The organism is Pseudomonas sp. 8 R 14 (genome assembly GCF_900005955.1).
GTDB lineage: Bacteria > Pseudomonadota > Gammaproteobacteria > Pseudomonadales > Pseudomonadaceae > Aquipseudomonas > Aquipseudomonas marginalis.
This window is the reverse complement of record NZ_CVTH01000027.1, coordinates 228362-254464: the sequence shown is the minus strand read 5'-3', so window position 1 is coordinate 254464 and position 26103 is coordinate 228362. Positions and strand designations below refer to the sequence as shown.

The window sequence follows — 26103 nt, the reverse complement described above, 5'->3', positions numbered from 1 at the left end:
TCTAAAGATCGATCTGATTCCCCACGCCACCCGATTCCCTTCCTGCGGCGGCTGCCAAAAACCTTGTTCAACCACTCATGAGTATTGCGAGCGAACCGTTCGTGATCTGCCCATTCTCGGTCGCGCGGTGCGCCTCAGCATTTTGCTCAGGCGTGTTGGCTGCCGCGACTGTGGAAAACGCATGGAGGCCGTCAGTTGGCTGGATCGCTATGCCCGCATGACGCGCCGCTTGGCCGAGGCGGTCATTCAGGCCTGCGAGCGCCTTCCCACCCTGCACGTGGCCCAGATGTTTGGACTGCATTGGGACACTGTTCGGTTGCTGGAGCGTCGAGCCTTGCAGGCGGTGTTGAGTGAGTTGCCGAAGGCGCAACCACGACGCCTGATCATGGACGAGTTCGCGTTATTCAAAGGTCATCGTTACGCCAGCGTTGTGCTGGATGCCGATACACGACGAGTGCTGTGGATCGGTGAAGGCCGTAGCCGAGCGGCAGTCAGGCCGTTCTTCGAGGAGCTGGGGCCGGAGGGCTGCGCTCGAATCGAAGCGGTGGCGATGGACATGAATACTGCTTTTGATCTGGAGGTTCGCCAGCATTGCCCGAAAGCGCGAGTGGTCTACGACCTTTTCCATGTGGTGGCCAAATATGGCCGAGAGGTGATTGATCGGGTCCGCGTCGACGAAGCTAATCGGCTGCGTCATAACAAGCCGGCTCGCAAGGTCATCAAGCAGGCACGATGGCTGTTGCTGCGTAACCCACAGAACCTGAAAACGCCGGAACAACAGGTCCATTTGCAGGATTTATTGGAGGCCAACCAATCGCTGATGACAGTTTATTTGATGAAGGCTGAACTCAAAACGCTCTGGACACCGAGCACTGCCTGGACCTGGAGATCGGCCTGGAAGCAATGGCTGCGCCATGCATATGAAAGTGAAATACCGGCTCTGATCCAGTTTGCCAAACGGCTAAAGGGTTATTGGCGGGGCATCGTCAGTCGGGTTCGCTGGCCGATGCACACCGGTCAGTTGGAAGGAATAAACAATCGAATAAAGGTCATCAAACGGATGGCGTACGGTTACCGGGATAGCGAATTCTTCTTCATGAAGATCAAGAGCGTCTTTCCCGGTAATCCGTGATGAACCATTTTTTACCGCGTTGTGTCAGGCCAGTGCGGTCTCGGCAGGCGACACGATGCTGGTCTTGCCCCCACGGGACTTACCGGAACTCAGGTACTCGGCAATCGACTCCTGGGTCACTTCACCCAGGAACACCCGTTCCGCATCCATCACCGGCAACCACGAGCGGTTGAACTCGTACATGCGCGACAACAGGATGCGCAAATGCTCGTCATACGCCGCCGTGGCGTTGAACTCGCGCAGGTACTGGCCGCAAGTGCCGGTCTGACGGTGCAGGTCGCGACGTCGTACATAGCCCAGCGCTTTGTTCTCGGCACAGGTGACGACCACATAACGGCGGTCGGTTTCGTCCATCAGCTCCAGGGCCTCGGCCACCGGAGTTTCTGGGCTCACCGATGGGGCGTTGTCCGCCGCATCTTCAGCCTTCACCAGCAACAGGCGCTTGAGGGTGCTGTCCTGGCCCACGAAGTTGCTGACGAACTCGTCGGCCGGATGGGCCAGCAGGGTGTCCGGATGATCGATCTGCAGCAGCTTGCCGGCGCGGAAGATGGCGATCTTGTCACCCAGCTTGATGGCTTCGTCGATGTCGTGGCTGACCATGATCACGGTCTTGTTCAGCGCACGTTGCATCTCGAAGAACTCGTTCTGGATCATCTCGCGGTTGATCGGGTCGACCGCGCCGAACGGCTCATCCATCAGCAGCAGCGGGGCGTCGGCCGCCAGTGCGCGGATCACGCCGATCCGCTGTTGCTGGCCGCCCGACAGTTCACGCGGGTAGCGATGCAGGTACTGCTTGGGTTCCAGCTTGATCATGCTCATCAACTCGCGGGCGCGGTCGTGGCATTTCTGCTTGTCCCAACCGAGCAGCTTGGGCACGACCACGATGTTTTCCTCGATGGTCATGTTCGGGAACAGGCCGATCTGCTGGATCACATAGCCGATGTTGCGACGCAGGGTCACTTCATCGAGGTCGGTGGTGTCTTCGCCGTTGATCAGGATCTTGCCCGAGGTCGGCTTGATCAGCCGGTTGATCATTTTCAGCGTGGTGCTCTTGCCGCAGCCCGAAGGGCCGAGGAATACGCAAATCTCGCCTTCGTTGACGGTCAGGCTTACGTCGTTCACGGCCGAAACAGTTTTGCCGTTGCTTTGAAAAGTCTTGGTCAGGTTTTGAAGTTCGATCATTTGAGCAGTCCTTTTGGAGTCAGCGAGCGTTGCAGCCATTGCAGAAGCAGGTCGGCGAAGATGGCCAGGAGACTGACCAGCACGGCGCCAACGATCAGCATCGACATGTCGCTGCGGCTGATGGAAGCCAGAATAAGTACACCCAGGCCACCGGCACCGATGGTGGCGGCGATGGTCATGACGCCGATGTTCATCACCACGGCGGTACGCACACCGGCGAGGATCACCGGCACGGCGATGGGCAACTCGACCATGCGCAGGCGCTGGCCGAAGGTCATGCCGATGCCTTTGGCGGCTTCGCGAATGCCCGGTTCAACGCCGGTGAGGGCCAGGTAGGTGTTACGCATGATCGGCAGCAGGGAGTAGAGGAACACGGCGGTGATCGCCGGCATCGGCCCCAGGCCCTGGCCGAATTTTGAGTAGAACGGCAGCAGCAGGCCGAACAGGGCGATGGACGGTACGGTCAGCAGCACCGTGGCGCTGGCTTGCAGGGGGCCGGCGAGGGTCGGGAAGCGGGTCATCAGCACGCCGAGGGGCACGCCGACGACAATCGCCAGGATGACCGCGATACCGACCAGGGTGATGTGCTGCCAGGTCAGGTGCAGGACCTGGGCCCAATCAAGATGGGAAAAGGCGTTCAGGAATTCCATGTCTTCTCCTTCTTAGTTGATCGGATGTTGGCGCAGGAAATCGGCGGCAACAGCGGAGGGGCTTTCATGGTCGACGTCGACCCGCGCGTTCAGCTGACGCATGGTTTGGTCGTCGAACAGATTGGCCAGCGGCTTGAGCTCAGCAGCCAATTGCGGGTGCTTGTCGAGGTATTCCTGACGTACCACCGGCGCGGCGGTGTAGTCCGGGAAGTAGTGCATGTCATCCGCCAGCAGCTTGAGCTTGAAGGCGTTCAGACGACCGTCAGTGGTGTAGACCAGGCCCGCAAACACCTGGCCATTACGCAGGGCGGTGTAGACCAGACCGGCGTCCATCTGCCGGGTGTTTTTGCGCGTGAGGTTCATGTCGTACAGCTTGACCATGCCGGCCAGGCCGTCGGAGCGGTTGGCGAACTCGGTGTCCAGGGCCACCAGGCGGTGTTCCTTGGTATCTGCCGCCATGGCCTTGGTGAGGTCGCTGATGCTGTTGATCTCGGGATGTTCTTCAGCGACTTTCTCCGGCAGTGCCAGGGCGTAGGTGTTACTGAAGTGCGACGGCGACAGCCAGACCAGGCCTTTTTTCGCGTCGAGTTCTTTCACTCGGGCGTAGGACTGTTCGCTGTCGAGCTTCTCATCGACATGGTTGTAGGCCACGAGCGAGACGCCGGTGTATTCCCAGATCAGGTCCAGTTGCCCGCTTTCCTGGGCACTGCGCGCCAGGTTGCTGCCCAGGCCGCCGGTCACCCGGGTGTCATAGCCCTTGGTGCGCAGGTACTGGGAGGTGATTTCGGCCAGCAGGGTCTGTTCGGTGAACACCCGCGCGCCAATGCGGATCACGGGTTTTTCGGCAGCTTGCGCAAAACCTGCAAACAGCAGGACGCAGCTCAGTATCAAGGTGATTTTTTTCATGTGTATTCCTTTGCCAAGCCTTAAGACGGACGCAACCCGCGTTCCAGCCAGAGGCGGCTGGCCATGGTCACCAGACCGTCGAGCAGCAATGCCAGCAGTGCGGTGCATGCGGCACCCAGCAGCAATTGCGGCTGATTGTTCAGGGCGATGCCGGGGAAAATCAGGCTGCCCAGGCTGTTGGCACCAATCAGGAACGCCAGCGGCGCGGTACCCACGTTGATCGCCAGGGCCACGCGCACGCCACCGATAATGATTGGCACGGCGTTGGGCAATTCGACGCGAAACAGCACCTGCCGCGGGGTCATGCCGATGCCGGTGGCGGCTTCTTTCAACGAGCCTTGAACGTTTTTGAGGCCTTCGTAGGTGTTGCGCACGATGGGCAACAAGGAGGCGAGGAACAGCGCGAAGATGGCCGGGCCACTGCCGATGCCGAGGACGCCGAGGGCGATGGCCAGTACGGCCAGGGGCGGGACGGTGTTGCCGATGTTGAAGATCTGCATGAAGCGTTCTGCGCGCCCGACCATGTTTGGTCGGCTAAGCAGGATACCGGCGGGGATGCCCACGACGAGGGCGGCCAGCATGGAGACTAGAACCAGGATCAAATGAGCTTGCAGGTAAAACAACAAATCGTCGCGGTACAGTTCGATCGTGTTGATGCCGATCCAGTGGACCAGCAGGGCCAGGAGAGCGACGACAACCACTCCTCCTATCAGCCCTTTGCCATAGCGAATAGCCACAGGCGGACTCCTTTTTTCTTTTGTCGGCGAACACATTTCCGAGCGGCAGTGCCATTCCTGGCTGTCGGCAAATGTGGTCGCGAAAAGCAGCTCGCCAATACCGGCAACGCGGTATCAAATCGAGCCATGAGCGCAGCCTCGTCAGGCTAACTTGCTGATTTATCAGCCCCTGTTCCGAGTGCGGTAGCAGGGGAGTGGACGTCTCTACCTTTTAAAAGGTTCCATACTTGGCAGCATTTAGCCACCCCCAATGGGGTGAACGGTGGTCCGGCACCTGCGGTTTGCGCTATACTCGCCGCCCTTTTTTGACTCACCTGCCAGGCGATTTCCCATGACCCACCAGGCCGCCGAAGTCGCGAAACGCCGCACTTTCGCCATTATTTCCCACCCCGATGCCGGTAAAACCACCATCACCGAGAAGCTCCTGCTGATGGGCAAGGCGATCGCAGTGGCCGGCACGGTGAAATCGCGCAAATCCGACCGCCATGCCACCTCTGACTGGATGGAAATGGAAAAACAACGGGGTATTTCCATTACCACGTCGGTCATGCAGTTCCCGTATCGCGACCACATGGTCAACCTGCTCGACACCCCGGGCCACGAAGACTTCTCCGAAGACACCTACCGCACCCTGACCGCGGTGGACTCGGCACTGATGGTCCTCGACGGCGGTAAGGGCGTCGAGCCGCGTACCATCGCGCTGATGGACGTATGCCGGCTGCGTGATACGCCGATTGTCAGCTTCATCAACAAACTCGACCGTGATATCCGCGACCCGATCGAATTGCTGGATGAAATCGAAGCCGTCCTGAAGATCAAGGCTGCGCCGATCACCTGGCCGATCGGTTGCTACCGCGACTTCAAGGGCGTGTACCACCTGGCCGATGACTACATCATTGTCTACACCGCCGGCCATGGTCACGAACGTACCGATGTGAAAATCATCGAGAAGCTCGACTCCGACGAAGCCCGCGCCCACCTGGGTGACGAGTACGACCGCTTTGTCGACCAACTGGAACTGGTGCAGGGCGCCTGTCACGAGTTCAACCAGCAGGAATTCCTCGACGGCCAGCTGACCCCGGTGTTCTTCGGGACCGCCCTGGGCAACTTCGGCGTCGACCATGTGCTCGACGCTGTCGTGAACTGGGCGCCAAAGCCCCTTGCCCGTGTCGCCAACGAGCGCACCGTGGAACCGGTGGAAGAGAAATTCACCGGCTTCGTGTTCAAGATCCAGGCGAACATGGACCCCAAGCACCGCGACCGTATTGCCTTCATGCGCATCTGCTCGGGCAAGTACGAAAAAGGCATGAAGATGCGTCACGTGCGCACCGGCAAGGACGTGCGCATCGGCGACGCCCTGACGTTCTTCTCCTCCGAGCGTGAACAGCTCGAAGAGGCCTACGCCGGCGACATCATCGGCCTGCACAACCACGGCACCATCCAGATCGGCGACACCTTCACCGAAGGCGAAGCGCTGGGCTTCACCGGTATCCCGCACTTCGCCCCGGAACTGTTCCGCCGCGTGCGCCTGCGTGACCCGCTGAAATCCAAGCAATTGCGCCAAGGCCTGCAGCAACTGGCGGAAGAGGGCGCCACCCAGGTGTTCTTCCCCGAGCGCAGCAACGACATCATCCTCGGCGCCGTGGGTGTGCTGCAGTTCGATGTGGTCGCCAGCCGCTTGAAAGAGGAATACAAGGTCGAATGCTCCTACGAGCCGATCACCGTGTACTCCGCGCGCTGGATCGATTGCAGCGATAAGAAGAAGTTGGAAGAGTTCTCCAACAAGGCTGTGGAAAACCTTGCAGTCGACGGCGGTGGTCACCTGACCTACCTGGCCCCGACCCGGGTCAACCTGGCGCTGATGGAAGAGCGCTGGCCGGATGTGAAATTCCGCGCGACCCGCGAGCACCACTAAGGTCTGAGCGCCGAAAACAAAATGTGGTAGGGGGGCTCGCCCCCTCCCCACATTTTTTTCTCCACCAGCCGTTAGATTGGCGAGAACCCGGCATCGGGTCTAGCGTTTATCTACCGACTGCAAAGGAGATCACCGTGCGAAATGCTCAACGCGTCATTCCCCTGGTGTTGCTGGCCGTCCTGGGGCTGACGTCCCTTCCGGCACTGGCGGGCGCAGGAGCGCCGCAGTGGAAAGACACCGGCCCGGTCACCAAGAAAAAGCAGAACGAGGTCAACTCCGGCAGTTGGCAACCCCAGGCCCAGCCTGCGCCCAAGGAAGATGCAGAAAACCCCTATAACGAAGGGGAAGACAGCGAAACCTATGACGACGGCGACAGTTAACCGTGGCCAAAAGAAAGCCCCTCCCACCAAGCTGATGCGCAACCTGACGGGAAGGGCTGTAGAACGCTGTATCACTGCTTACACATTTTTAATCTGATGTTCCGTAGCAGCTGCCGAGCCTTGGCGAGGCTGCGTTCGCGGTGTGTCTGACATACCGCTGACGCAGCCTCGCCAAGGCTCGGCAGCTGCTACGTGGCAGATGTTTTACTCAAGCAACGAACTGCTCCGCGTAGTGGCAAGCCACCTGACGGTTATCCAGCGCGCGCAACTGCGGTTCCTCGCTGCTGCAACGTGCCGTCGCATACGGGCAACGCTTGTGGAACGCGCAGCCAGGCGGCGGGTTCAGTGGGTTGGGCAACTCGCCAACGATTTTGATCTTCGGTTTGTTCGGATCCGGATGAATGGTCGGGGTGGCCGAGAGGAGCGCCTGGGTGTACGGATGCAGGGGGCGGGCGTAGATGTCTTCCTTGGGGCCCACTTCCACCGGGCGACCGAGGTACATCACCATCACATCGTCGGCGACGTGCTGCACCACCGCCAGGTTGTGGGAGATGAACACGTAGGCGGTGTTGAATTCCTGCTGCAGGTCCATGAACAGGTTGAGCACCTGGGCCTGGATCGACACGTCCAGCGCCGAGGTGGGTTCATCCGCCACCAGCACTTTCGGTTGCAGCATCATCGCGCGCGCCAGGGCAATGCGCTGACGCTGGCCACCGGAGAACATGTGCGGGTAGCGCTGGTAATGCTCAGGGCGCAGGCCCACTTGCTTCATCATCGCCTGCACTTTCTCGCGGCGTTCGGCGGCGGACAGGTTGGTGTTGATCAGCAGCGGCTCGCCCAGTTGATCACCAACCTTCTGGCGTGGGTTCAACGAGGCATACGGGCTCTGGAACACCATCTGCACGTCTTTGCGCAATTGCTTGCGCTGGGCCTTGTCGGCACCGGCGACTTCCTGGCCGGCGATTTTCAACGAGCCCGAGGATGGCTCTTCAATCAGCGTCAGCGCACGGGCCAGGGTGGATTTGCCGCAACCTGACTCGCCTACAACCGCGAGGGTCTTGCCGGCTTCCAGTTCAAACGACACACCATTAAGCGCGCGTACCAGCGCATGGCCCTTGAACAGGCCACGGGACACTTCGTAATGCCGGGTCAGGTCGCGGGCAGTAAGAACGACGGCCATTACGCCACCTCCTGGTTCAAGGGGTAGAAGCAGCGCGCAAGGCTGTTGCTTTTCGGATCAAGGCCGGGCCGCTGGGCACGGCATCTTTCCTGCACATACGGGCAGCGTGGCGACAGCAGGCAACCCTGCGGGCGGTCATAGCGGCCGGGCACGATACCCGGCAGCGTGGCCAGGCGCGTGGCGCCGAGGCTGTGCTCGGGGATCGCCTTGAGCAGCGCTTCGCTGTACGGGTGCGCCGGGATATCGAACAACTGCGGCACCTGGCCGACTTCCACGGCTTGTCCGGCGTACATCACGCACACGCGCTGGGCGGTTTCAGCCACCACTGCCAGGTCGTGGGTGATCAGTACCAGGCCCATGTTCTGCTCTTTTTGCAGGGCCAGGAGCAGGTCCATGATTTGCGCTTGAATGGTGACGTCCAACGCCGTGGTCGGTTCGTCGGCGATCAGCAGTTTCGGCTCGCCGGCAATCGCCATGGCGATTGCCACACGCTGGCTCATACCGCCGGACAACTGGTGCGGGTAGGCGTCCATACGGCTGGCGGCGCCTGGGATCTCGACTTTTTCCAACAGCTCGATGGCGCGCTTGCGGGCTTGCTTGCCGGACATTTTCAGGTGCAGGCGCAGCACTTCTTCGATCTGGAAACCCACGGTGTAGCTAGGGTTCAGCGCGGTCATCGGGTCCTGGAACACCATCGCCAGGTCTTTGCCGACGATCTGGCGGCGCTGGCGGTTGCTCAGCTTGAGCATGTCCTTGCCGTCGAAGTTCAGGGCGTCGGCGGTTACGATGCCAGGGTGCTCGATCAGCCCCATCAGCGCCATCATGGTCACGGATTTACCCGAGCCCGACTCGCCAACGATGGCCAGGACTTCGCCCTTGTCGACGGCAATATCGAGGCCATCGACCACCGGCACGGCGGTCTTGTCGCCGAAGCGGACGTTGAGATTCTTGATTTCTAACAGTGACATGGGAATCTCCTCAGGCGGCGTTCTTGAGTTTCGGGTCCAGCGCGTCGCGCAGGCCGTCACCCATCAAGTTGATTGCCAGCACGCTGAGCAAAATGGTCAGGCCAGGCAGGCTCACCACCCACCAGGCGCGTTCGATGTAGTCACGGGCCGAAGCCAGCATGGTGCCCCACTCGGGGGTTGGCGGTTGTACGCCAAGGCCAAGGAAGCCCAGGGCCGCGGCATCGAGGATCGCCGAAGAGAAACTCAGGGTCGCCTGCACGATCAGCGGTGCCATGCAGTTAGGCAGAACGGTGATGAACATCAGGCGGGGCAGGCCGGCACCGGCGAGGCGGGCGGCAGTCACGTAGTCACGGTTCAGCTCGCCCATCACCGCAGCGCGGGTCAGACGTACGTAGGAAGGCAGCGACACGATGGCGATGGCGATCACGGTGTTGATCAGGCCAGGGCCGAGGATCGCGACAATGGCGACAGCCAGCAGCAGCGAGGGCAGGGCCAGCATGATGTCCATCAGGCGCATGATGGTCGGCCCGAGCAGGCGCGGGAAGAAGCCGGCGAACAGGCCCAGCAGGATGCCCGGGATCAGCGACATCACTACCGACGACAAGCCGATCAGCAACGAGAGGCGCGAGCCCTGGATCAGACGCGAGAGCAGGTCGCGGCCCAGCTCATCGGTGCCGAGCAGGAACTGGATCTGCCCGCCTTCCAGCCACGACGGCGGGGTCAACAGGAAATCGCGGTATTGCTCGCTCGGGTTATGCGGCGCTACCCAGGGGGCGAAGATCGCGCAGAACACGATCAGCAACATGAACAGCAGGCCGGCAACCGCGCCCTTGTTCTTGGAAAAGGCTTGCCAGAATTCTTTGTACGGCGACGGGTACAGCAGGCTTTGATCGACTGCTGACACTTGAGTAGGTGTGGTCATGGTCATGATCTCAGCGCTGGTGACGGATGCGTGGGTTGGCGAAGCCGTAGAGGATGTCCACCACGAAGTTCACCAGGATCACCAGACAGGCGATCAGCAGGATGCCGTTTTGCACCACCGGGTAGTCTCGCGCGCCGATGGCCTCGATCAGCCATTTGCCGATGCCGGGCCACGAGAAGATGGTTTCGGTCAGCACCGCACCGGCCAGCAGGGTGCCGACTTGCAGGCCGACCACGGTGAGTACCGGGATCAGCGCGTTACGCAGGCCGTGCACGAACACCACGCGCGCCGGCGACAGGCCCTTGGCCTTGGCGGTGCGGATGTAGTCTTCGCGCAGCACCTCGAGCATGGATGAACGGGTCATCCGCGCGATCACTGCCAACGGGATGGTGCCGAGCACGATGGCCGGCAGGATCAGGTGGTGCAGCGCATCCCAGAACGCGTCCGGCTCGTCAGCCAGCAGGGTGTCGATCAGCATGAAGCCGGTGCGCGGCTCGATGTCGTAGAGCAGGTCTATTCGCCCGGAAACCGGGGTCCAGCCCAGGCTCACCGAGAAGAACATGATCAGGATCAGGCCCCACCAGAAGATCGGCATCGAATAGCCCGCCAGGGAGATGCCCATCACCCCATGGTCGAACAGGGATCCTCGCTTGAGTGCCGCGATCACCCCGGCCAACAGGCCCAGGATGCCGGCGAACAACAGGGCGGCCATGGACAGTTCCAGGGTTGCCGGGAAGAGGGCGGTGAACTCGGTCCACACGCTGGTGCGGGTACGCAGGGATTCGCCAAGGTCGCCGTGGGCGAGCTTGCCGACGTAGTCCAGGTATTGCGCGTACAGCGGCTTGTTAAGGCCAAGGCGTTCCATTGCCTGTGCGTGCATCTCGGGGTCGACGCGCCGCTCGCCCATCATGACTTCGACAGGGTCGCCAGGGATCATGCGTATCAACGCAAACGTGAGCAACGTGATGCCGAAAAACGTGGGGATCAATAACCCCAGTCGGCGGGCAATAAAACTAAACATCTTGTGGTGTACCTCAATCAGCCGGTTAGGCAGGTTCGGCACCGTCCTGGTGGGCGGTGCCGAGCGTTTCTCTTATTTACTTCACCTGGGTGGTGGCGAAGTTATTGTTCGTCAGAGGGCTTTGGGTATAACCCTCGACGTTCTTGCGCATGGCGGTGAACATTTTCGGGTACGCCATGGGAATCCACGGTTGGTCCTTGTCGAAAACCTCCAGGGCTTGTTGATAGAGTGCGGCCCGCTGCTGGGGTTCAGCGTCGGCGCGGGCCTTATCGATCAAGTCCTGAAACTCTTTGTTACACCAGCGGGCGTAGTTTTCGCCGTTTTTCGCTGCATCGCAACTCAGGTTCGGCGTAAGGAAGTTATCCGGATCGCCGTTGTCACCGGCCCAGCCGGCGGAAACCATGTCGTGCTCGCCGGCTTTGGCGCGCTTGAGCATCTCGCCCCATTCCATGACCTTGATGTTCACTTTCAGGCCGATCTGCGCCAGATCCGCCTGCATGCGCTGGGCGCCGAGCATCGGGTTGGGGTTGGTCGGGCCACCGCCGTTACGGGTAAACAGGGTGAACTCGGTGCCTTCCGGTACACCGGCTTCCTTGAGCAGGGCACGGGCCTTGTCCAGGTCGCGTTCAGGGTTTTTCAGCTTATCGTTGAAGCCCAGCAGGGTCGGCGGATACGGCCCGGTGGCGTCCACGGCGTTGCCTTTGCCATACAGGGATTCGTTGTAGCCTTTCTTGTCGAACGCGATGTTGATCGCGTGACGCACCCGCGCGTCGCTCATGTACTTGTGGGTGGTGTTCAGGGCGGTGTATGCGGTGGTCATCGCCGCCAGTTCGGCGACCTTCAGGTTTGGGTCTTTCTTGATGCTGGGAAGGTCGTCGGGCTTGGGATACAGCGCGATCTGGCATTCGTTGGCCTTGAGCTTCTGCAGGCGCACGTTGTTGTCGACCGCAATGGCCAGGATCAACGGATCGGCCGGAGGCTTGCCACGGAAGTACTCCGGGTTGGCCTTGAAGCGCACCTGAGCGTCCTTCTGGTAGCGTGTGAAAATGAACGGGCCGGTGCCGATCGGCTTGCTGTTGAGCTCTTCGGTCTTGCCGGCGGCGAGTAGCTTGTCGGCGTACTCGGCGGAGTGGATGGCGGTGAACGGCATCGCGACATCGGCCAGGAACGGTGCCTCAGGGCGGGTCAGAGTGAAGACCACGGTATGGTCATCGGTCTTCTCCACGCTCTTGAGCAGTTCCTTGAAGCCCATGCTTTCAAAGTACGGGTAGCCCACGCTGGATTTGTTGTGCCACGGGTGTTTCGGGTCCAGTTGGCGCTGGAAGCTCCAGAGCACGTCGTCGGCATTCATGTTGCGCGTGGGTTTGAAGTAGTCGGTGGTGTGGAACTTGACGTCGTCGCGCAGATGAAAGGTATAGGTCAGGCCGTTGTCACTGATTTCCCAGGAAGTGGCGAGCGCTGGCACGATCTCGGTGGTGCCGGGCTTGAAGTCCACCAGGCGGTTGAACATGGTTTCCGCGGCGGCGTCGGCGGTGACGGCGGTGGTGTACAGGACCGGGTCAAAACCCTCCGGGCTGGCTTCGGTGCAGACCACCAGGGGTTTGGCCGATACGCCGATAGCCACGCTTAACAGCGCAGCGGCAACGGCAGCTTGTAGCGGGAGCATTTTCATTCAGAGCCCTCTGCAATCGATGGGACCAGACAAGCGTAGACGGCAGGCTCGTCCTGAGCCTGCCGTCTACCTGGTGCTAGTTAAAGAATGTTGAACGGGATGGTGGTGACCAGACGGAACTCTTTGATGCTGCCGTCGGACTGGAACTCGCTGCCGCGGTGCTCAACGTAGGTTGCTCGCACAGTGGTGGCCTTGAGCGCGCCGCTCTGGATCGCATAAGAGGCGCCTACACCGTATTCCTGGTGTTTTTCGCCGTCTTGTTTCTGGATGCCGTCGTAGGCGAACTTGGCACGGCCATTGTTGCCGGTGTAGTGGGTACCGTCGATGTCCCAGCCGCGGGCCGAGTAGGCGTTGAACTTCAAGCCTGGCACACCGTATTCGGCCATGTTGATGGCGTAGGCGATCTGGAAGGACTTCTCGTTCGGGCCGTTGAAGTCCGAGGTCAGGGAGTTGGCCAGGTAGATGCCGTTGGTTTCGTGCAGGTAGTCGAAGTACTCGTTGCCGTTCACTTGCTGGTACGCGAAGGTCAGGCTGTGTGCCTGGTGAGCCAGGCCCAGGGACAGGGAGTAGGTATCGTTGTCGATTTCCCCCATCTCTTTTTTGCCTTCATCGACAGTTTTGTAGTAGTTGAAACCGGTGGTCAGTGCCAGTTGCTGGGCGTCGCCCAACTCGTGGGTTGCGCCGAAGTAGTACTGGTTCCAGAAGTCTTTTACGTTGGCGGCGAAGAAGCTGGTTTTCAGGCTTTTCAACGGCTGGTAGTTCACGCCCAGGGTCGATACCTTGTCGGTTTCCTGGGTGCCGTTGCCGTATTCGCTACGGAATTTCGACAGGCTTTGTTCGGTACGTGGCGAAACGCGATCGAAGATACCGCCCTGGAACGACAGGTTGCTGAACTCTTCGCTATTGAAGCTCACACCTTCGAAGCTCGATGGCAAAGCACGGTTGCCGATGGTGTCGACGATGCCGCTGCTGAAGTTCTGGCGACCTGCGGTCAAGGTTGTGTTGGACACGCGGAACTGCACGTTGGCCAGGCCTAGTTTGCTCCATTGATCGACTGCATCACCGTTGGAATCGGCCAGGGTGCGGTTGGAACCGCCTTTGATATCACGCTTGCTGCGGTCCAGGACCAGGGCGTTGTACACCGCCAATTCGGTCTTGACGCCTACAGTGCCCTGGGTGAAGCCCGAGCTGGCGTTGATGATGGTGCCCTGTACCCAGTTGGTGCGGTTACGGTCGGTACGGGTTACGCCGTGTTTCTCGTATTCGAAGGTGCCGCCACGGTATTTGCTTTCATGGGAGTACCAGTTACGGGTGGTGCCGCCCAGGCTGAAATCTTCGACAAAACCTTTGGCCTCGCTTTGGGCGCTGGTCCCGGCCAGGGTGGTTGGAACAAAATCCTGGCTTGCGGATTCAGCATAGGCGGTGGCCGTGATGCTGCTGATGGCCAAGGCCAGAAGCGCTTTGCTGCTCAGTTTCATGGGTTGAAGCTCCTTTGGTTCTCTTTTTAATGCCGGTCTTTTTTGGTGATCCGGCTATTGGGTGTGTAACTCGATCAAGCTGTTGCAAACGTTTGCTGTAGGAAAAATCCCAACAAAAGGCTGCGCGTTTGCGAGAGAGCTAACTTCGCTCCCTGCAATCCGGTTATTTTCTTATGGGGTAATGCTGACGCCCGAGAACACGTTGCGGCCGAACGGGCTTACTTTGAAGCCTTCGACTTTGGCGCTTAACGGCTGGTTGACCGTCGAGTGGGCGACGGGTGTGATCGGCACCTGCTGCTTGAGCAGTTGTTGCGCCTGTTTGTACAGAACAGTCCTTTGTTCGCGGTCGGTCACGACCTTGGCTTGCTTGATCAGCTTGTCGTACGCCGGGTCACACCACATGGAGTAGTTGTTCCCGCCGATGGCGTCGCAGCTGTAGAGGGTGCCCAGCCAGTTGTCCGGATCGCCGTTGTCGCCGGTCCAGCCGATCAGGCTGACATCGTGCTCACCGTTCTTGGTGCGCTTGATGTATTCGCCCCACTCGTAGCTGACGATCTTGACCTTGAGGCCGATCCTGGCCCAGTCGCTTTGCAGCATCTCGGCCATCAGCTTGGCGTTGGGGTTGTACGGCCGTTGCACCGGCATCGCCCACAGGGTGATCTCGGTACCTTCCTTCACGCCGGCGGCCTTGAGCAGTTCCTTGGCTTTTTCCGGGTTGTAGGCGGCGTCCTTGATGCTGTCGTCGTAGGACCATTGGGTCGGCGGCATGGCATTGACTGCCAACTGCCCCGCGCCCTGGTACACGGCGTTCAAGATGCTCTGCTTGTTCACCGCCATGTCCAGCGCCTGGCGCACTTCGAGCTGGTCGAACGGCTTGTGGCGCACGTTGTAGGCGATGTAGCCCAAGTTGAAGCCCGGCTTGGTCAGCAATTGCAGGTTCGGGTCGGCCTTGAGCGCGTCGACGTCGGCCGGGCGCGGGTGCAGGGTGACCTGGCATTCGCCGGCCTTGAGTTTTTGCACGCGTACCGAGGCGTCGGTGTTGATGGCAAAAATCAGTTGGTCCAGCTTGACCTTGCTCGGGTCCCAGTACTGTTTGTTGCCCACATAGCGGATCTGCGAGTCTTTCTGATAGCGCTGGAAGACAAAGGGACCAGTGCCGATCGGCTTCTGGTTGATATCGCTGGGCTTGCCTTCCTTGAGCAACTGCTCGGCGTATTCGGCCGACAGGATGGCGGCAAAGCTCATCGCGATGTTCTGCACGAACGCAGCGTCGACCGAGTTCAGCGTCATCACCACGGTATGAGGGTCGGTTTTCTCGACCTTGGCGATGTTCTTGTTCAGGCTCATCCCGTTGAAATACGGAAACTCGGTGGGGTAGGCCTTGCGAAACGGGTGGTCGGGGTCAAGCATGCGATTGAAGGTGAACAGCACGTCGTCGGCGTTGAAATCCCGCGTCGGCTTGAATTCCTTGTTGCTGTGGAATTTCACCCCTTCACGCAGGTGAAAGGTGTAGGTCAGGCCGTCTTCGGAAATATCCCACTTGGTCGCCAGTCCAGGTACGACGTTGGTCGCTCCCTTTTCAAACTCAACCAGGCGGTTGTACAGCGGCTCGGCCACATCGTTATCGGTGGCGGTGGTGTACTGCGCGGTGTCGAACCCTGCCGGGCTGCCTTCAGAGCAGAACACCAGGCTCTTCTTGTCGGCCGCCTGGCCCATCGTGGCTACAGCCAGCAGGCTGGTGCCAAAAATTGCGGATAGAACGGTGGTATGGCGCATGACGATCCCGATCCTTGTTTGTAGTTGTCATCAGCAAGCAATCACCCTGGCGTAGTGCCAGGGGGACATTACTGATCCCACACACAGCAAGTGCCTTTCCCAGGTTGGAGCCTCTGCTGTCCTACGACGGTATGGGTCGCGGACTGCGCAGTAAATGCGCCAAATTGGACTGACCTTGTAGGCAAAAGAGCTACTTGTCGCAGTTCGCAGCTGTAGGAAGCGGCGATTGCGAGCGTGGTCTATTTCCTACGGTCGAGGCGGATGCAATAACGGCGACGTTATGAAACGTCGCCGTCATTGGTCCTTACTTGCCGCTTACGCTCACGCCATAGAAGGAGTTCAGGCCAAACGGGCTGATCTTGAAGTCCTGTACGGTGTTGCGCATGGGTTGATACACCGTCGAGTGCGCGATAGGTGTCATCGGGACTGCATCTTTGAGGATATGTTGCGCCTGCTTATACAGCTCGGTGCGTTTGGCGACGTCCGACGTAGCCTTGGCTTCTTTCACGACGCCGTCGAATTTCTTGTCGCACCACTTGGAGAAGTTGTTACCGGCCAGGGAGTCGCAGCCGAACAGCACGTTCAGCCAGTTGTCCGGGTCACCATTGTCGCCGCTCCAGCCAATGATCATGGCCTGGTTCTCGCCGCCTTTGGAGCGCTTGATGTACTCGCCCCACTCGTAGCTGGTGATCTTGACCTTCAGGCCGATCTTGGACCAGTCGTTTTGCAGCATTTCAGCCATCAGCTTGGCGTTCGGGTTGTACGGACGCTGAACCGGCATCGCCCACAGAACGATCTCGGTACCTTCCTTGACACCCGCTTCCTTGAGCAGCGCCTTGGCTTTCTCGGGATCGTACTTGGCGTCCTTGATGGTGGTGTCGTAGGACCATTGGGTTGGCGGCATGGCGTTGACCGCCAGTTGGCCTGCACCCTGGTAGACGGAGTCGATGATCTGCTGCTTGTTCACCGACATGTCCAGCGCCTGGCGTACGCGCAGGTCAGCCAGTGGGTTGGGCTGGTCGCTGCCCTTGACCTTGTCCATGACGTTGTAGGCGACATAGCCCAGGTTGAAGCCGGCCTGGTGCGGCAGTTTCAGGTCCTTGTCTTCACCCAGCGCCTTGAGGTCGGCCGGACGTGGGAACAAGGTGATCTGGCACTCGTTTTTCTTCAGCTTCTGGATACGCACCGACGGATCGGTGGTGATGGCGAAGATCAGGTTATCGATCTTCACGTCCTCAGGTTTCCAGTAGTCCTTGTTACCGGTGTAGCGAATGTTCGAGTCTTTCTGGTAGCTCTTGAATACGAACGGGCCAGTGCCGATTGGCTTCTGGTTGATGTCCTGAGGCGTGCCATTCTTCAGCAACTGGGCGGCATATTCGGCCGACTGGATCGACGCGAAGCTCATCGCCAGGTTCTGGATGAACGCGGCGTCCACGGTGCCAAGGGTGAACTTGACGGTGTGGGCATCGACCTTCTCGATGTTCTTGATGTTGGTGTCCATCCCCATGTCCGTGAAGTACGGGAACTCGGTGGGGTAGGCCTTACGGAATGGATCGTCTTTGTTGATCATCCGGTTGAAGGTGAACAGGACGTCGTCAGCCGAGAATTCACGAGTCGGCTTGAAGTACGGGGTGGTATGGAACTTGACGCCTTCGCGCAGGTGGAAGGTGTAGGTCAGGCCATCCGGGGACACGTCCCAGCTGGTGGCCAGGCCAGGAACAACGGCGGTGCCGCCTCGTTCAAACTGGCTCAGGCGGTTGAACATGGTTTCGGCCGAGGCATCGAAGTCTGTTCCGGTGGTGTACTGGCCTGGGTCGAAACCGGCCGGGCTCCCTTCGGAGCAGAACACCAGGTTAGTCGCCGCTTGGGCGAATGGGGCCGCGGCCATAAGGCCAGCGCTCACTAATAACGGAAGGACTGCGTGTTTAAGCATGTTGGCCTCATGATTTGTTGTCATTTTTGGTGGTGAGGGCGACCTCGTGAGTCGGCCTGCGGATACTTATGCAGGCGCCATACCCATTGCAAGATGCTGAACCGTTGCAAGGCGGAAAGAGTGGTACGAACGTACAGGAATGTCGCAATTATGAAAGTTTTGACATATTTGAGCTTATTTATAGGTTTTTTTCGGTGCAGGAGGCGCACCAGGAAGGGTCAACCGAGGCGTCTGGCGCACTCGGTTGAGGCATTGCTGTTACTTATCTAGACTCACGCCGTAGAACGGTGTCAGCCCAAAGGGGCTGATCTTGAAGTCCTTCACTTCCTTGCGCAGGGGTTGGAAAACCGTCGAGTTTGCAATAGGTGTTATAGGTACTTGTTCTTTAAGGATTTTCTGTGCCTGCTGATACCACTTGATGCGTTGCTCGCGGTCGCTGCTGACCTTGGCCTGCTGCACCAGTTTGTCGTACGCCGGGTTACACCATTTGGCGTAGTTGCTGCCCTTGACCGCGGCACAACTGTAGAGCACGCCGAGCCAGTTATCCGGGTCGCCGTTGTCGCCGGTCCAGCCATAAATCATCGCATCGTGCTCGCCATTTTTGGCGCGCTTGATGTATTCGCCCCACTCATAGCTGACGATATTGGCCTTGATGCCGACTTTTTCCCAATCCTGCTGGATCATCTGGGCCGACATGCGCGCGTTCGGGTTGGAAGCGCGCTGGACGGTCATTGCCCACAGGTTGATGGTGGTGCCCGGTGCAACCCCTGCTTCTTTTAGTAGCGCGCGGGCCTTGGTCGGATCGTGCGGGGCATCCTTGATGGAGGGGTCATAAGACCACTGCGCCGGTGGCAGTGCGTTCTGCGCCAATTGTCCGGCGCCCTGGTACACCGCCTTGATGATCGCCGGCTTGTCGATGGCCATGTCCAGGGCCTGGCGGACCTTGAGCTGGTCCAGCGGTGGGTGGGTCACGTTGTAGGCCAGGAAGCCCAGGTTGAAACCGGCTTGCTGCAGCACGCGCAGGTTGGGGTCCTGCTTCATCACCTCGATATCCGACGGGCGCGGGTAGCCGCTGACCTGGCATTCGCCGGCCTTGAGTTTTTGCAGGCGCGACGCAGCGTCCGGGGTGATGGCGAACACCAGGTTGTCGAGTTTCACATCCTCGGGCTTCCAGTACTGTTTATTGGCCACGTAGCGAATCTGCGAGTCCTTCTGGTAGCGCTTGAACACAAACGGCCCGGTGCCCACCGGCTTCTGGTTGATGTCTTCGGCCTTGCCTTCTTTCATTAGCTGGGCGGCATACTCGGCCGATTGCACGGAGGCGAAACTCATGGCCAGGTTCTGCACGAACGAGGCATCGACGTTGTTCAGGTTGAAACGCACGGTGTGCCCGTCGAGTTTGTCGACGCTCTTGATCGTGGTGTTCAGGCCCATGTCGGTGAAGTACGGCGATTCGGAAGGGTAGGCCTTGCGGAACGGGCTCTCGGCATCCAGCAGGCGATTGAAGGTAAACAGCACGTCATCCGCATTGAAGTCGCGGGTCGGCGTGAAGAAATCGGTGGTGTGGAACTTGACCCCGTCGCGCAGGTGGAAGGTGTAGGTCAGACCATCCTTGGACACCTCCCAGCTTGTGGCCAGGCCCGGTTCGACTTCAGTGCCGCCACGCTTGAATTGGGTCAGGCGGTTGAACACGGTTTCGGCGGACGCATCGAAGTCGGTGCCGCTGGTGTACTGGCTGGGGTCGAAGCCGGCGGGGCTGGCTTCGGAGCAGTAGACCAGGGTACTGGCCGCGTGGGCCGTCGGCATGAAGGCCAGCAGGCCGGCGGCGAGAAGCAGTGGTTTGAAGGCGATTCTTTCCATGGAGACCTCTGAAGTGGCAGTGAGGTAACGCTGCCCGAACGAAAACGGCGGTAACCGAGGTTACCGCCGTTCTGGTTTTTGAGGTAGCCGCAGGGCTAGTTCTGGTCGGTGATAATCGACGTCCTCAGGGTGAATGGCGCGCTTTTATCGATGGCGTATGGATTTGCCGCTTCTTCCAGGTCGTTGCTTTCTCGAATGTGGAACGTTCGCCCCGTGGCGGCGGCGGTATTGGGAATGGGGGCAGCATCTTTGTCCAGATCGAGCAATGTCATTTGGGCTCCGACGGTGACCTGCGCCTCTTTAGTTGTCGGGTCATAGGTGACGATGTAATGGGTGTCCTTGCCTTTGAAACCGACGTGTTCTTGGAGTTGATTCATTTTCAGCTCCACCGATGCTGGGGCGACACTGCCCTGATGAGCGACTTCGGATATGCGCGAGCGCATGTTCGCGTCGGGGATTGCCTCCTCGAACTGCTGCAAGCGCCTACGCAGTGTTTCGCCATCGGCAGTTCCTGTGGCATCCAGTTCAAAAGTGGTGTGCCCTTCGGGCTGCTTTATCCGAACGGTATAACGGTCACGGTTCAGGTCTTTTATAAAGTTTGGCGAATAGTCAGTTGAGCCATATTCGTTGGGTTGCGCCCTTTCGTCGGGGAAAACTTCGAAGCTGTTTTCCTCGACGGTCCAGGACACCGTGAGTTTTCTTTTGAGGACTCCCGCCTCTTCAAGGTTGTTCACCGATTGCTGGTAGGCAGTGTTGCTGTTGTATTTAAAGATCTCATCAAACTTATCGGCACCACTGGTCTTGGGGTCGCCCAGGATTTCGAAGCCGTCTGAAAGTTTTGGCTCTACTTTGAGGTCGTTGCTGGGGTTCGGCGAAGGCTCGCGCTGCCACGGCCACTTGGCTCCGCCATCGGTTTTCATGCGGACCCAGTCGCCCTCGCCGTTAGCGTGCACCGTCATTACCGGCTTACCCGTACCGGGGTCAATGATCTGTACATAGTCATTGCTCAGTTTGAAGTCGCCTTTTATCTCAAACACCTGGCGAATACCTGTCTCGTCGGTATAGCGAATAAACCATTGGTCCAGGCCGGTTGTTGCATCCTTGACCTGGTAAATGCCCTTCGCGTTGCGTACGGCCCTTTCAATGAGCTGCTCACCGTTCGGTACACCATATTGGGTAATGTTGCCCGCTTGGCTGGGCTGCAGGCGGTTACTGCCAGGCAGGGCTCGTGGGCGTTCAATCCACGGGGACTCGTCTGGGGTGGGCGTGAGCGGTTTTTCTCCAGGGGGAATGAAGGGGTCTTCAGCCGAGCCACTGGCGCCCACCGAGAACAGCGTATTCAGCAAGCCATCGAATGCCTTCGATGCACCGTCATTGCGTTCGGCCAGGGTATCGCCGGAGGCTTGTTTTTCCGCCCCAAGCGCCAATTCGGTCAACCCGGTAGCCACAGCGGCGACGGCCACCGGGGCGGCAATAGGCGCCAGCTTTGCCAGCAGGCCCGCCGCCACGGTGATGTCGTTAAGCCAAGTGTCCCGCGTCACCTCGCTGTTGGACTTGATCATTACGTCGGCATCACTGGTCATGCGCTCTTTACTGGCGGACGTCATCGCAGAGAAGACGTCACCCTTGAGGTGTGAGCCGTCACCATTGAACGTCGGGTCTGTCAGTTTTCCATTGGCGAGTTTTTCGAAAGTGCTGTCCAGACCTTCGGTTTTGCTGCCCACGTTGGTAAACCACAATACGGGCATAAACACTTTCGCCAGTTTTTCAATAGTGCCGGGCTCGTGGTCCTGGCGGGCGATCAGTGGGAAATGAGTCATCAAGGATTCGCGCTTTTTCGGGTCCTTGGTTTGGTCGATCACCCATTGATCCAGTTTTTCCAGGGAATCGAACCGCAGAAATGCGGGTTCCGAGCCAGGGATGTAGAGGACCTGGCGGCCACCGTCGGCAGCGCTGAAGCGCACAATATCGTTGGACAAGAAGCCTTTGATATTGAAGGCGTGGGCCTGGACCGCACCTTTTACAGGGGCCTCGGCCTTGAGCTGTTCGACGTTGATCGGTGCATTTTCGTCGAGCGGAAGATTGGACGCCGCGCCCATGACCAAGCGGTAATCCTCCCGCGTGAACCGATACTCGGGCGCTTGCAGCGCTTGCTCGGCCGGCGGCCTGGCGGCGGCTGTCTTCAGTTGTTTTCGGGCCTGGTAGGCAAACTCGCCTTTGATCGCCGTCTGGTAGTCATTGCTGTGGGTGTTCCAGAAGTCGTCGATTTTTTGTGTCATGACCGATTGGAAGTCGGTTTTCCAACTCGTATGCATAAGCACCGAAGGGGCCAGCGGGAATTGGTTATGCGCACCGTACCCCCCGGTTTCACTTTTACCGGGGCCGTCTATATATAAACCGGCTTGCGAGTCCAGATTGCCGGGGACCCAGTCGTTTTCAGAGAAGTTTTTCAGCAGTGCATCCGGCAGGCGCAGAGAGGCGGTCGGCTCCTCGCCCTTATGCTCCCAGCCGGTAGCTGTTGAAGCGCTTTGCGAGCCATTGAAACGGTTCAAGTAAAGTGTATCGGCATCCACATGTTTGCCCGTCAGGTTGAAAATGACGGACTCCGCCCATTGTTTTGCTTGTGCACGTACGTTTGGCAGTGTCTCGGCAACCTCCACTGCCAGATGCTTGTAGGCCAATGCCTGAGGTGCATGGGTGTAGAACGTTTCGGCACTGAGCTTGAGTTGTTCAAGGGCTTGCGCCGAGCGCTGGTTGGCTGGGCGTACGGGATCATCCGGCGGGATGGGGTCGAAGGCTTTGTTGTGTTCCAGTCGCCTGATTTGTGTCCGCGCCTCGGCCAGTGATGTGGGAAGGCGCTCACCCTGGAAGTTGGCTACCAGCCCTGCGCGTACTTGAATGTAGTCTTCGCCAAAGCGTACCTGCAACTTCTCAACAGTTCCCGGCGCAATGATTTTGGCCGCCTCAAGAAGCGGGCGGCTGACTTGGCCCCAACCGGAGTTGTCCGTGAGGGAGAACGTTTTCATGTTTCCGTCCGCCATGGCAGTCAGAGTGCCTGTGCGGGGGTTGACGGTTAAAAGCGTGTTCTGGTCGATCTTCTGGTCGCGCATCCAACCTTGAACCACTGGGTGCTGCAACTGCGCCCGATAGACTTCGAGCCACTGGCCCAAATTGCTCTCGGGGGGGACTTTTATAAGCCCGGGATTGTTGCCCAGTACTTTGCTTTGCACCGCTGCCAGGTATTCGTTAAGCAGCGCTGTTTCGTGAGGGGAGGTGGACGGGCCAGGCGTATCTTGTGACGCCCGCGTGACGGCTGATTCGCTGTTGTTTATCGGCCCGCTTGAAACAGGGTCGATGTATTGCCGAATAGGGGAGGTGGTTTTGCTTGAAGGTGCGTACATGGTTTCAGTTCTCGTGAAGTGAATAAGTACTGCCACAGCACTCCCTGTTAGCGTGGGCACTCTTTGCGTAACGAAAACCGGGTGCTTGATTCCGCCGAATATGCCGCTGGATATGACGAGGTCGTGTGGAACAAGCGCAAAAAAAGGCGCAAGCCGTGAGGGCTGCGCCTTTGTTTTGTCGAAACCGGGGTTATTGCAACACTTCGATCACCCCATCGGCACTCATGCTCACCTGGCTGGTACCGGCTTCTACTTCTGGTGCCGGCGCCGAATCCATCATGGCGGCTTTCATCATCATCCCTCCACGTGCATAGGGCTGTGGATAACCATTGGTGTTGAAGTTCAGGTTGACGATCTTGTAGCCCTTGCCGCCCAGCGCATCGGTGGCCAGTTGCGCGCGTGCTTTAAACGCGGCGACCGCGTCCTTGAGCAGGGCGTCTTCGCTGGCCTTGCGCGTGGTGTCGGCGATGGCGAAGTCCATGTTTTCCATTTTCAGGGTATTGAGCAACTCGCCGGTGAGTTTGGACAGCGCCGGGAAGTCCGCGCTTTCCAGGCGCAGTTCGGCGCGCTCGCGCCAGCCGGTGATCTTCTGGTTCTTGTTGTCGTAGATCGGGTAGCTGTTACGGCTGCCCTGGCGCAAGATCACGCCTTGGACTTCGCGCGCCTGGCCCAGGGCCGTGTTCATGGTGGTGGTGATTTCGGCGGCGAGCTTGGCCGGGTCGGTGTTCTGGGACTCGGTGTAGAGGGTGACGATCATCTTGTCGCGGGCCACTTCCTGGCTGACCTCGGCGCGCAGGGAAATCTGGTTGTAATTCAGTGCATCGGCGGCCAGTGCCGGAAGGCTGGCCAGGGCGCTGGCGCTGAGGGTGAGAACAACTGCACTGCGAGTGAAACGAGACATGGAAGCTCCTTAGGGTGTTCGTATCGGTATGACTGTAGACGGTGGTGTCGGGTTCTTCGGGTTTACGAATTAGAAAAAAAGCTTCAAGCGGCAAGCTGCAAGTTAGCGGCGAAGAGGTTTCTTGCAGCTTTTGACTTGGGGCTTGCTGCTGCGGCGCCCATGCGTCAAAGAGCCACACACCCAATGCCCGAGGCGCCGCTTCGTTTATACTCCTGCCGATCCGCCTGCAGCGCTCATCGGGAGAGCTCATGCTCGCCGCCGTAAAACTGACTTCCGCCACCCGCCAGAACCTCTGGCGCCTGACGTTCATTCGTACCCTGGTACTGGCCGCGCAGGCTGGTTCGGTCGGGCTCGCCTATTGGTTCGACCTGCTGCCGCTGCCGTGGCTGCAATTGGGCGTGACCTTGGGTTTCTCCATCGTGCTGTGTGTGTTTACCGCCATTCGGTTGCGCACCACCTGGCCGGTGACGGAGCTGGAATACGCCCTGCAATTGGCCTGCGACCTCTTTATCCACAGTGTGTTGCTGTATTTCTCCGGCGGTTCCACCAACCCGTTCGTGTCTTATTACCTGGTGCCACTGACCATCGCTGCGGTGACCTTGCCGTGGCGCTACTCGGTGGTGCTGTCGGGTATCGCCCTGACCCTGTACACCCTGCTGCTGGCGCGGTTCTATCCGTTGCAAACGTTCCCCATCGCCCGCGAAAACCTGCAGATCTACGGGATGTGGCTGAGCTTTGCCCTGTCTGCCGCCGTGATCACTTTTTTTGCTGCGCGCATGGCCGAAGAGCTGCGCCGCCAGGAAGAACTGCGCGCCATTCGCCGCGAAGAAGGCCTGCGTGACCAGCAACTGCTCGCCGTCGCCACCCAGGCTGCTGGCGCGGCTCACGAATTGGGCACGCCGCTGGCGACCATGAGCGTGCTGCTCAACGAAATGACCCAGGACCATCACGACCCGGCGCTGCAAGAGGATCTCGGCGTGCTGCGCGAACAGGTCAAGCAATGCAAGCAAACCTTGCAGCAACTGGTACGCGCGGCTGAAGCCAATCGCCGCCTGGCGGTCGAGATGCAGGACGTGACCCAGTGGCTCGACGAAGCCCTGAACCGCTGGCACCTGATGCGCCCCGAAGCCAGCTACCGTTTCCATCTGCTGGGGCAGGGGACCGTGCCGCGCCTGGCGCCACCGCCGGACCTGACTCAAGCTTTGCTCAACCTGCTGAACAACGCCGCCGACGCCTGCCCCGAAGGCCTGGAAGTCCGGCTGGATTGGGATGTGGATGACCTGACGATCAGCATTCGCGACCATGGTGCAGGCGTGCCGCTGGCCATCGCCGAGCAGATCGGCAAACCTTTCTTTACCACCAAGGGCAAAGGCTTCGGCCTGGGCCTGTTTTTGAGCAAGGCCAGCGTGACCCGCGCGGGCGGCTCAGTGAAGCTCTATAGTCATGAGGAAGGCGGTACGCTCACCGAGCTGCGCCTGCCCCGTGTCGCACGAGGAGATATCGATGAGTGACGAGATCCAAGTCGAAGGCGAAGAACTGCCGCACCTGTTGCTGGTAGATGATGACGCCACGTTTACCCGCGTGATGGCGCGCGCCATGAGCCGTCGCGGTTTTCGCGTGAGCACTGCCGGCTCCGCCGAAGAAGGCCTGGCCATCGCCCAGGCCGACTTGCCGGACTACGCCGCGCTCGACCTGAAAATGGATGGCGACTCCGGCCTGGTGCTGTTGCCCAAGCTGCTGGAACTCGACCCGGAAATGCGTGTGGTGATCCTCACCGGTTACTCCAGCATCGCCACGGCCGTCGAGGCCATCAAGCGCGGCGCCTGCAACTACTTGTGCAAGCCGGCGGATGCCGATGATGTGCTGGCCGCATTGCTGTCCGAGCACGCCGACCTCGACACCCTGGTGCCGGAAAACCCGATGTCGGTGGACCGCCTGCAGTGGGAACACATCCAGCGCGTCCTCACCGAACACGAAGGCAATATCTCCGCCACTGCCCGCGCCCTGGGCATGCACCGGCGCACCCTGCAACGCAAACTGCAGAAGCGTCCGGTACGCCGCTGAACCTAAGCTGAACAGCCTGCTTCAG

20 protein-coding genes are annotated in these 26103 nt (G+C 59.5%); 5 read left to right on the top strand and 15 right to left on the bottom strand.

The window, feature by feature from the left end:
• Positions 1 to 7 precede the first annotated feature (7 nt).
• Entirely contained in the window at positions 8 to 1132 is a 1125-nt protein-coding gene (locus tag BFQ01_RS04240; RefSeq protein ID WP_083244914.1) for an ISL3 family transposase, read from the top strand.
• 24 nt (positions 1133 to 1156) lie between these two features.
• Here BFQ01_RS04240 and BFQ01_RS04235 read toward each other — a convergent pair whose 3' ends face one another.
• From BFQ01_RS04235 to BFQ01_RS04220, 4 genes are read right to left on the bottom strand one after another with little or no spacing between them, the layout of a single operon-like run.
• Positions 1157 to 2314, bottom strand: coding sequence for an osmoprotectant ABC transporter ATP-binding protein OsmV (locus tag BFQ01_RS04235; protein ID WP_053131666.1), 1158 nt, complete (start codon positions 2312 to 2314; stop codon positions 1157 to 1159).
• Positions 2311 to 2964 carry an ABC transporter permease gene (locus tag BFQ01_RS04230; protein ID WP_027604864.1) on the bottom strand — a complete coding sequence of 218 codons (654 nt, stop codon included), beginning with the start codon at positions 2962 to 2964 and terminating at the stop codon, positions 2311 to 2313. Before BFQ01_RS04230 ends, BFQ01_RS04235 begins: the two co-directional genes overlap by 4 nt.
• 12 nt (positions 2965 to 2976) lie before the next feature.
• Positions 2977 to 3870 carry a glycine betaine ABC transporter substrate-binding protein gene (locus BFQ01_RS04225; protein WP_065924324.1) on the bottom strand — a complete coding sequence of 298 codons (894 nt, stop codon included), beginning with the start codon at positions 3868 to 3870 and terminating at the stop codon, positions 2977 to 2979.
• A gap of 20 nt (positions 3871 to 3890) precedes the next feature.
• On the bottom strand, positions 3891 to 4643 hold the full coding sequence (locus BFQ01_RS04220; RefSeq protein WP_244653856.1) for an ABC transporter permease: 753 nt from the start codon (positions 4641 to 4643) through the stop codon (positions 3891 to 3893).
• A 295-nt stretch (positions 4644 to 4938) separates the two neighbouring features.
• On the opposite strand from BFQ01_RS04220, the gene BFQ01_RS04215 reads away from it, so the two are divergent.
• Both BFQ01_RS04215 and BFQ01_RS04210 read left to right on the top strand, forming a co-directional pair.
• A complete protein-coding gene (locus BFQ01_RS04215; protein WP_053131660.1) occupies positions 4939 to 6522 on the top strand; it encodes a peptide chain release factor 3 in 1584 nt (527 codons plus the stop codon).
• A 134-nt stretch (positions 6523 to 6656) separates the two neighbouring features.
• Complete coding sequence (locus tag BFQ01_RS04210) at positions 6657 to 6902, top strand: hypothetical protein (protein ID WP_065924323.1); 246 nt, start codon at positions 6657 to 6659, stop codon at positions 6900 to 6902.
• A 208-nt stretch (positions 6903 to 7110) separates the two neighbouring features.
• On the opposite strand, the gene BFQ01_RS04205 is transcribed toward BFQ01_RS04210, so the two are convergent.
• The 11 genes from BFQ01_RS04205 to BFQ01_RS04155 all read right to left on the bottom strand — a co-directional run bounded on the left by BFQ01_RS04205 (position 7111) and on the right by BFQ01_RS04155 (position 24014).
• Complete coding sequence (locus tag BFQ01_RS04205; RefSeq protein ID WP_017138288.1) at positions 7111 to 8082, bottom strand: peptide ABC transporter ATP-binding protein; 972 nt, start codon at positions 8080 to 8082, stop codon at positions 7111 to 7113.
• Positions 8082 to 9050 (bottom strand): ABC transporter ATP-binding protein, encoded by a 969-nt coding sequence (locus BFQ01_RS04200; RefSeq protein WP_065924322.1) that lies wholly within the window; start codon positions 9048 to 9050, stop codon positions 8082 to 8084. The genes BFQ01_RS04205 and BFQ01_RS04200 overlap by 1 nt, the downstream gene beginning before the upstream one ends.
• A gap of 10 nt (positions 9051 to 9060) precedes the next feature.
• Positions 9061 to 9972, bottom strand: a complete 912-nt coding sequence (locus BFQ01_RS04195) for an ABC transporter permease subunit (RefSeq protein WP_027604858.1) — start codon at positions 9970 to 9972, stop codon at positions 9061 to 9063.
• Between the two features lie 10 nt (positions 9973 to 9982).
• Complete coding sequence (locus BFQ01_RS04190; RefSeq protein ID WP_003215992.1) at positions 9983 to 10993, bottom strand: ABC transporter permease subunit; 1011 nt, start codon at positions 10991 to 10993, stop codon at positions 9983 to 9985.
• Positions 10994 to 11069: 76 nt separating this feature from the next.
• Entirely contained in the window at positions 11070 to 12665 is a 1596-nt protein-coding gene (locus tag BFQ01_RS04185; protein WP_065924321.1) for an ABC transporter substrate-binding protein, read from the bottom strand.
• A gap of 80 nt (positions 12666 to 12745) precedes the next feature.
• The gene (locus BFQ01_RS04180) at positions 12746 to 14143 is read right to left on the bottom strand and encodes an OprD family outer membrane porin (RefSeq protein WP_065924320.1); all 1398 of its coding nucleotides are present in this window, start codon (positions 14141 to 14143) and stop codon (positions 12746 to 12748) included.
• 171 nt (positions 14144 to 14314) lie between these two features.
• Complete coding sequence (locus tag BFQ01_RS04175; protein WP_370671244.1) at positions 14315 to 15859, bottom strand: ABC transporter substrate-binding protein; 1545 nt, start codon at positions 15857 to 15859, stop codon at positions 14315 to 14317.
• Positions 15860 to 16223: 364 nt separating this feature from the next.
• A complete protein-coding gene (locus BFQ01_RS04170) occupies positions 16224 to 17852 on the bottom strand; it encodes an ABC transporter substrate-binding protein (protein ID WP_027604854.1) in 1629 nt (542 codons plus the stop codon).
• Between the two features lie 258 nt (positions 17853 to 18110).
• A complete protein-coding gene (locus tag BFQ01_RS04165; RefSeq protein WP_065924318.1) occupies positions 18111 to 19712 on the bottom strand; it encodes an ABC transporter substrate-binding protein in 1602 nt (533 codons plus the stop codon).
• A 95-nt stretch (positions 19713 to 19807) separates the two neighbouring features.
• On the bottom strand, positions 19808 to 23113 hold the full coding sequence (locus BFQ01_RS04160; RefSeq protein ID WP_256097677.1) for a dermonecrotic toxin domain-containing protein: 3306 nt from the start codon (positions 23111 to 23113) through the stop codon (positions 19808 to 19810).
• A 190-nt stretch (positions 23114 to 23303) separates the two neighbouring features.
• Positions 23304 to 24014, bottom strand: coding sequence for an SIMPL domain-containing protein (locus BFQ01_RS04155; protein ID WP_065924316.1), 711 nt, complete (start codon positions 24012 to 24014; stop codon positions 23304 to 23306).
• Positions 24015 to 24262: 248 nt separating this feature from the next.
• On the opposite strand from BFQ01_RS04155, the gene BFQ01_RS04150 reads away from it, so the two are divergent.
• Both BFQ01_RS04150 and BFQ01_RS04145 read left to right on the top strand, forming a co-directional pair.
• Positions 24263 to 25525, top strand: a complete 1263-nt coding sequence (locus BFQ01_RS04150) for an ATP-binding protein (RefSeq protein ID WP_027604851.1) — start codon at positions 24263 to 24265, stop codon at positions 25523 to 25525.
• A complete protein-coding gene (locus BFQ01_RS04145; RefSeq protein ID WP_010565532.1) occupies positions 25518 to 26078 on the top strand; it encodes a response regulator transcription factor in 561 nt (186 codons plus the stop codon). Before BFQ01_RS04150 ends, BFQ01_RS04145 begins: the two co-directional genes overlap by 8 nt.
• Positions 26079 to 26103: the final 25 nt, after the last annotated feature.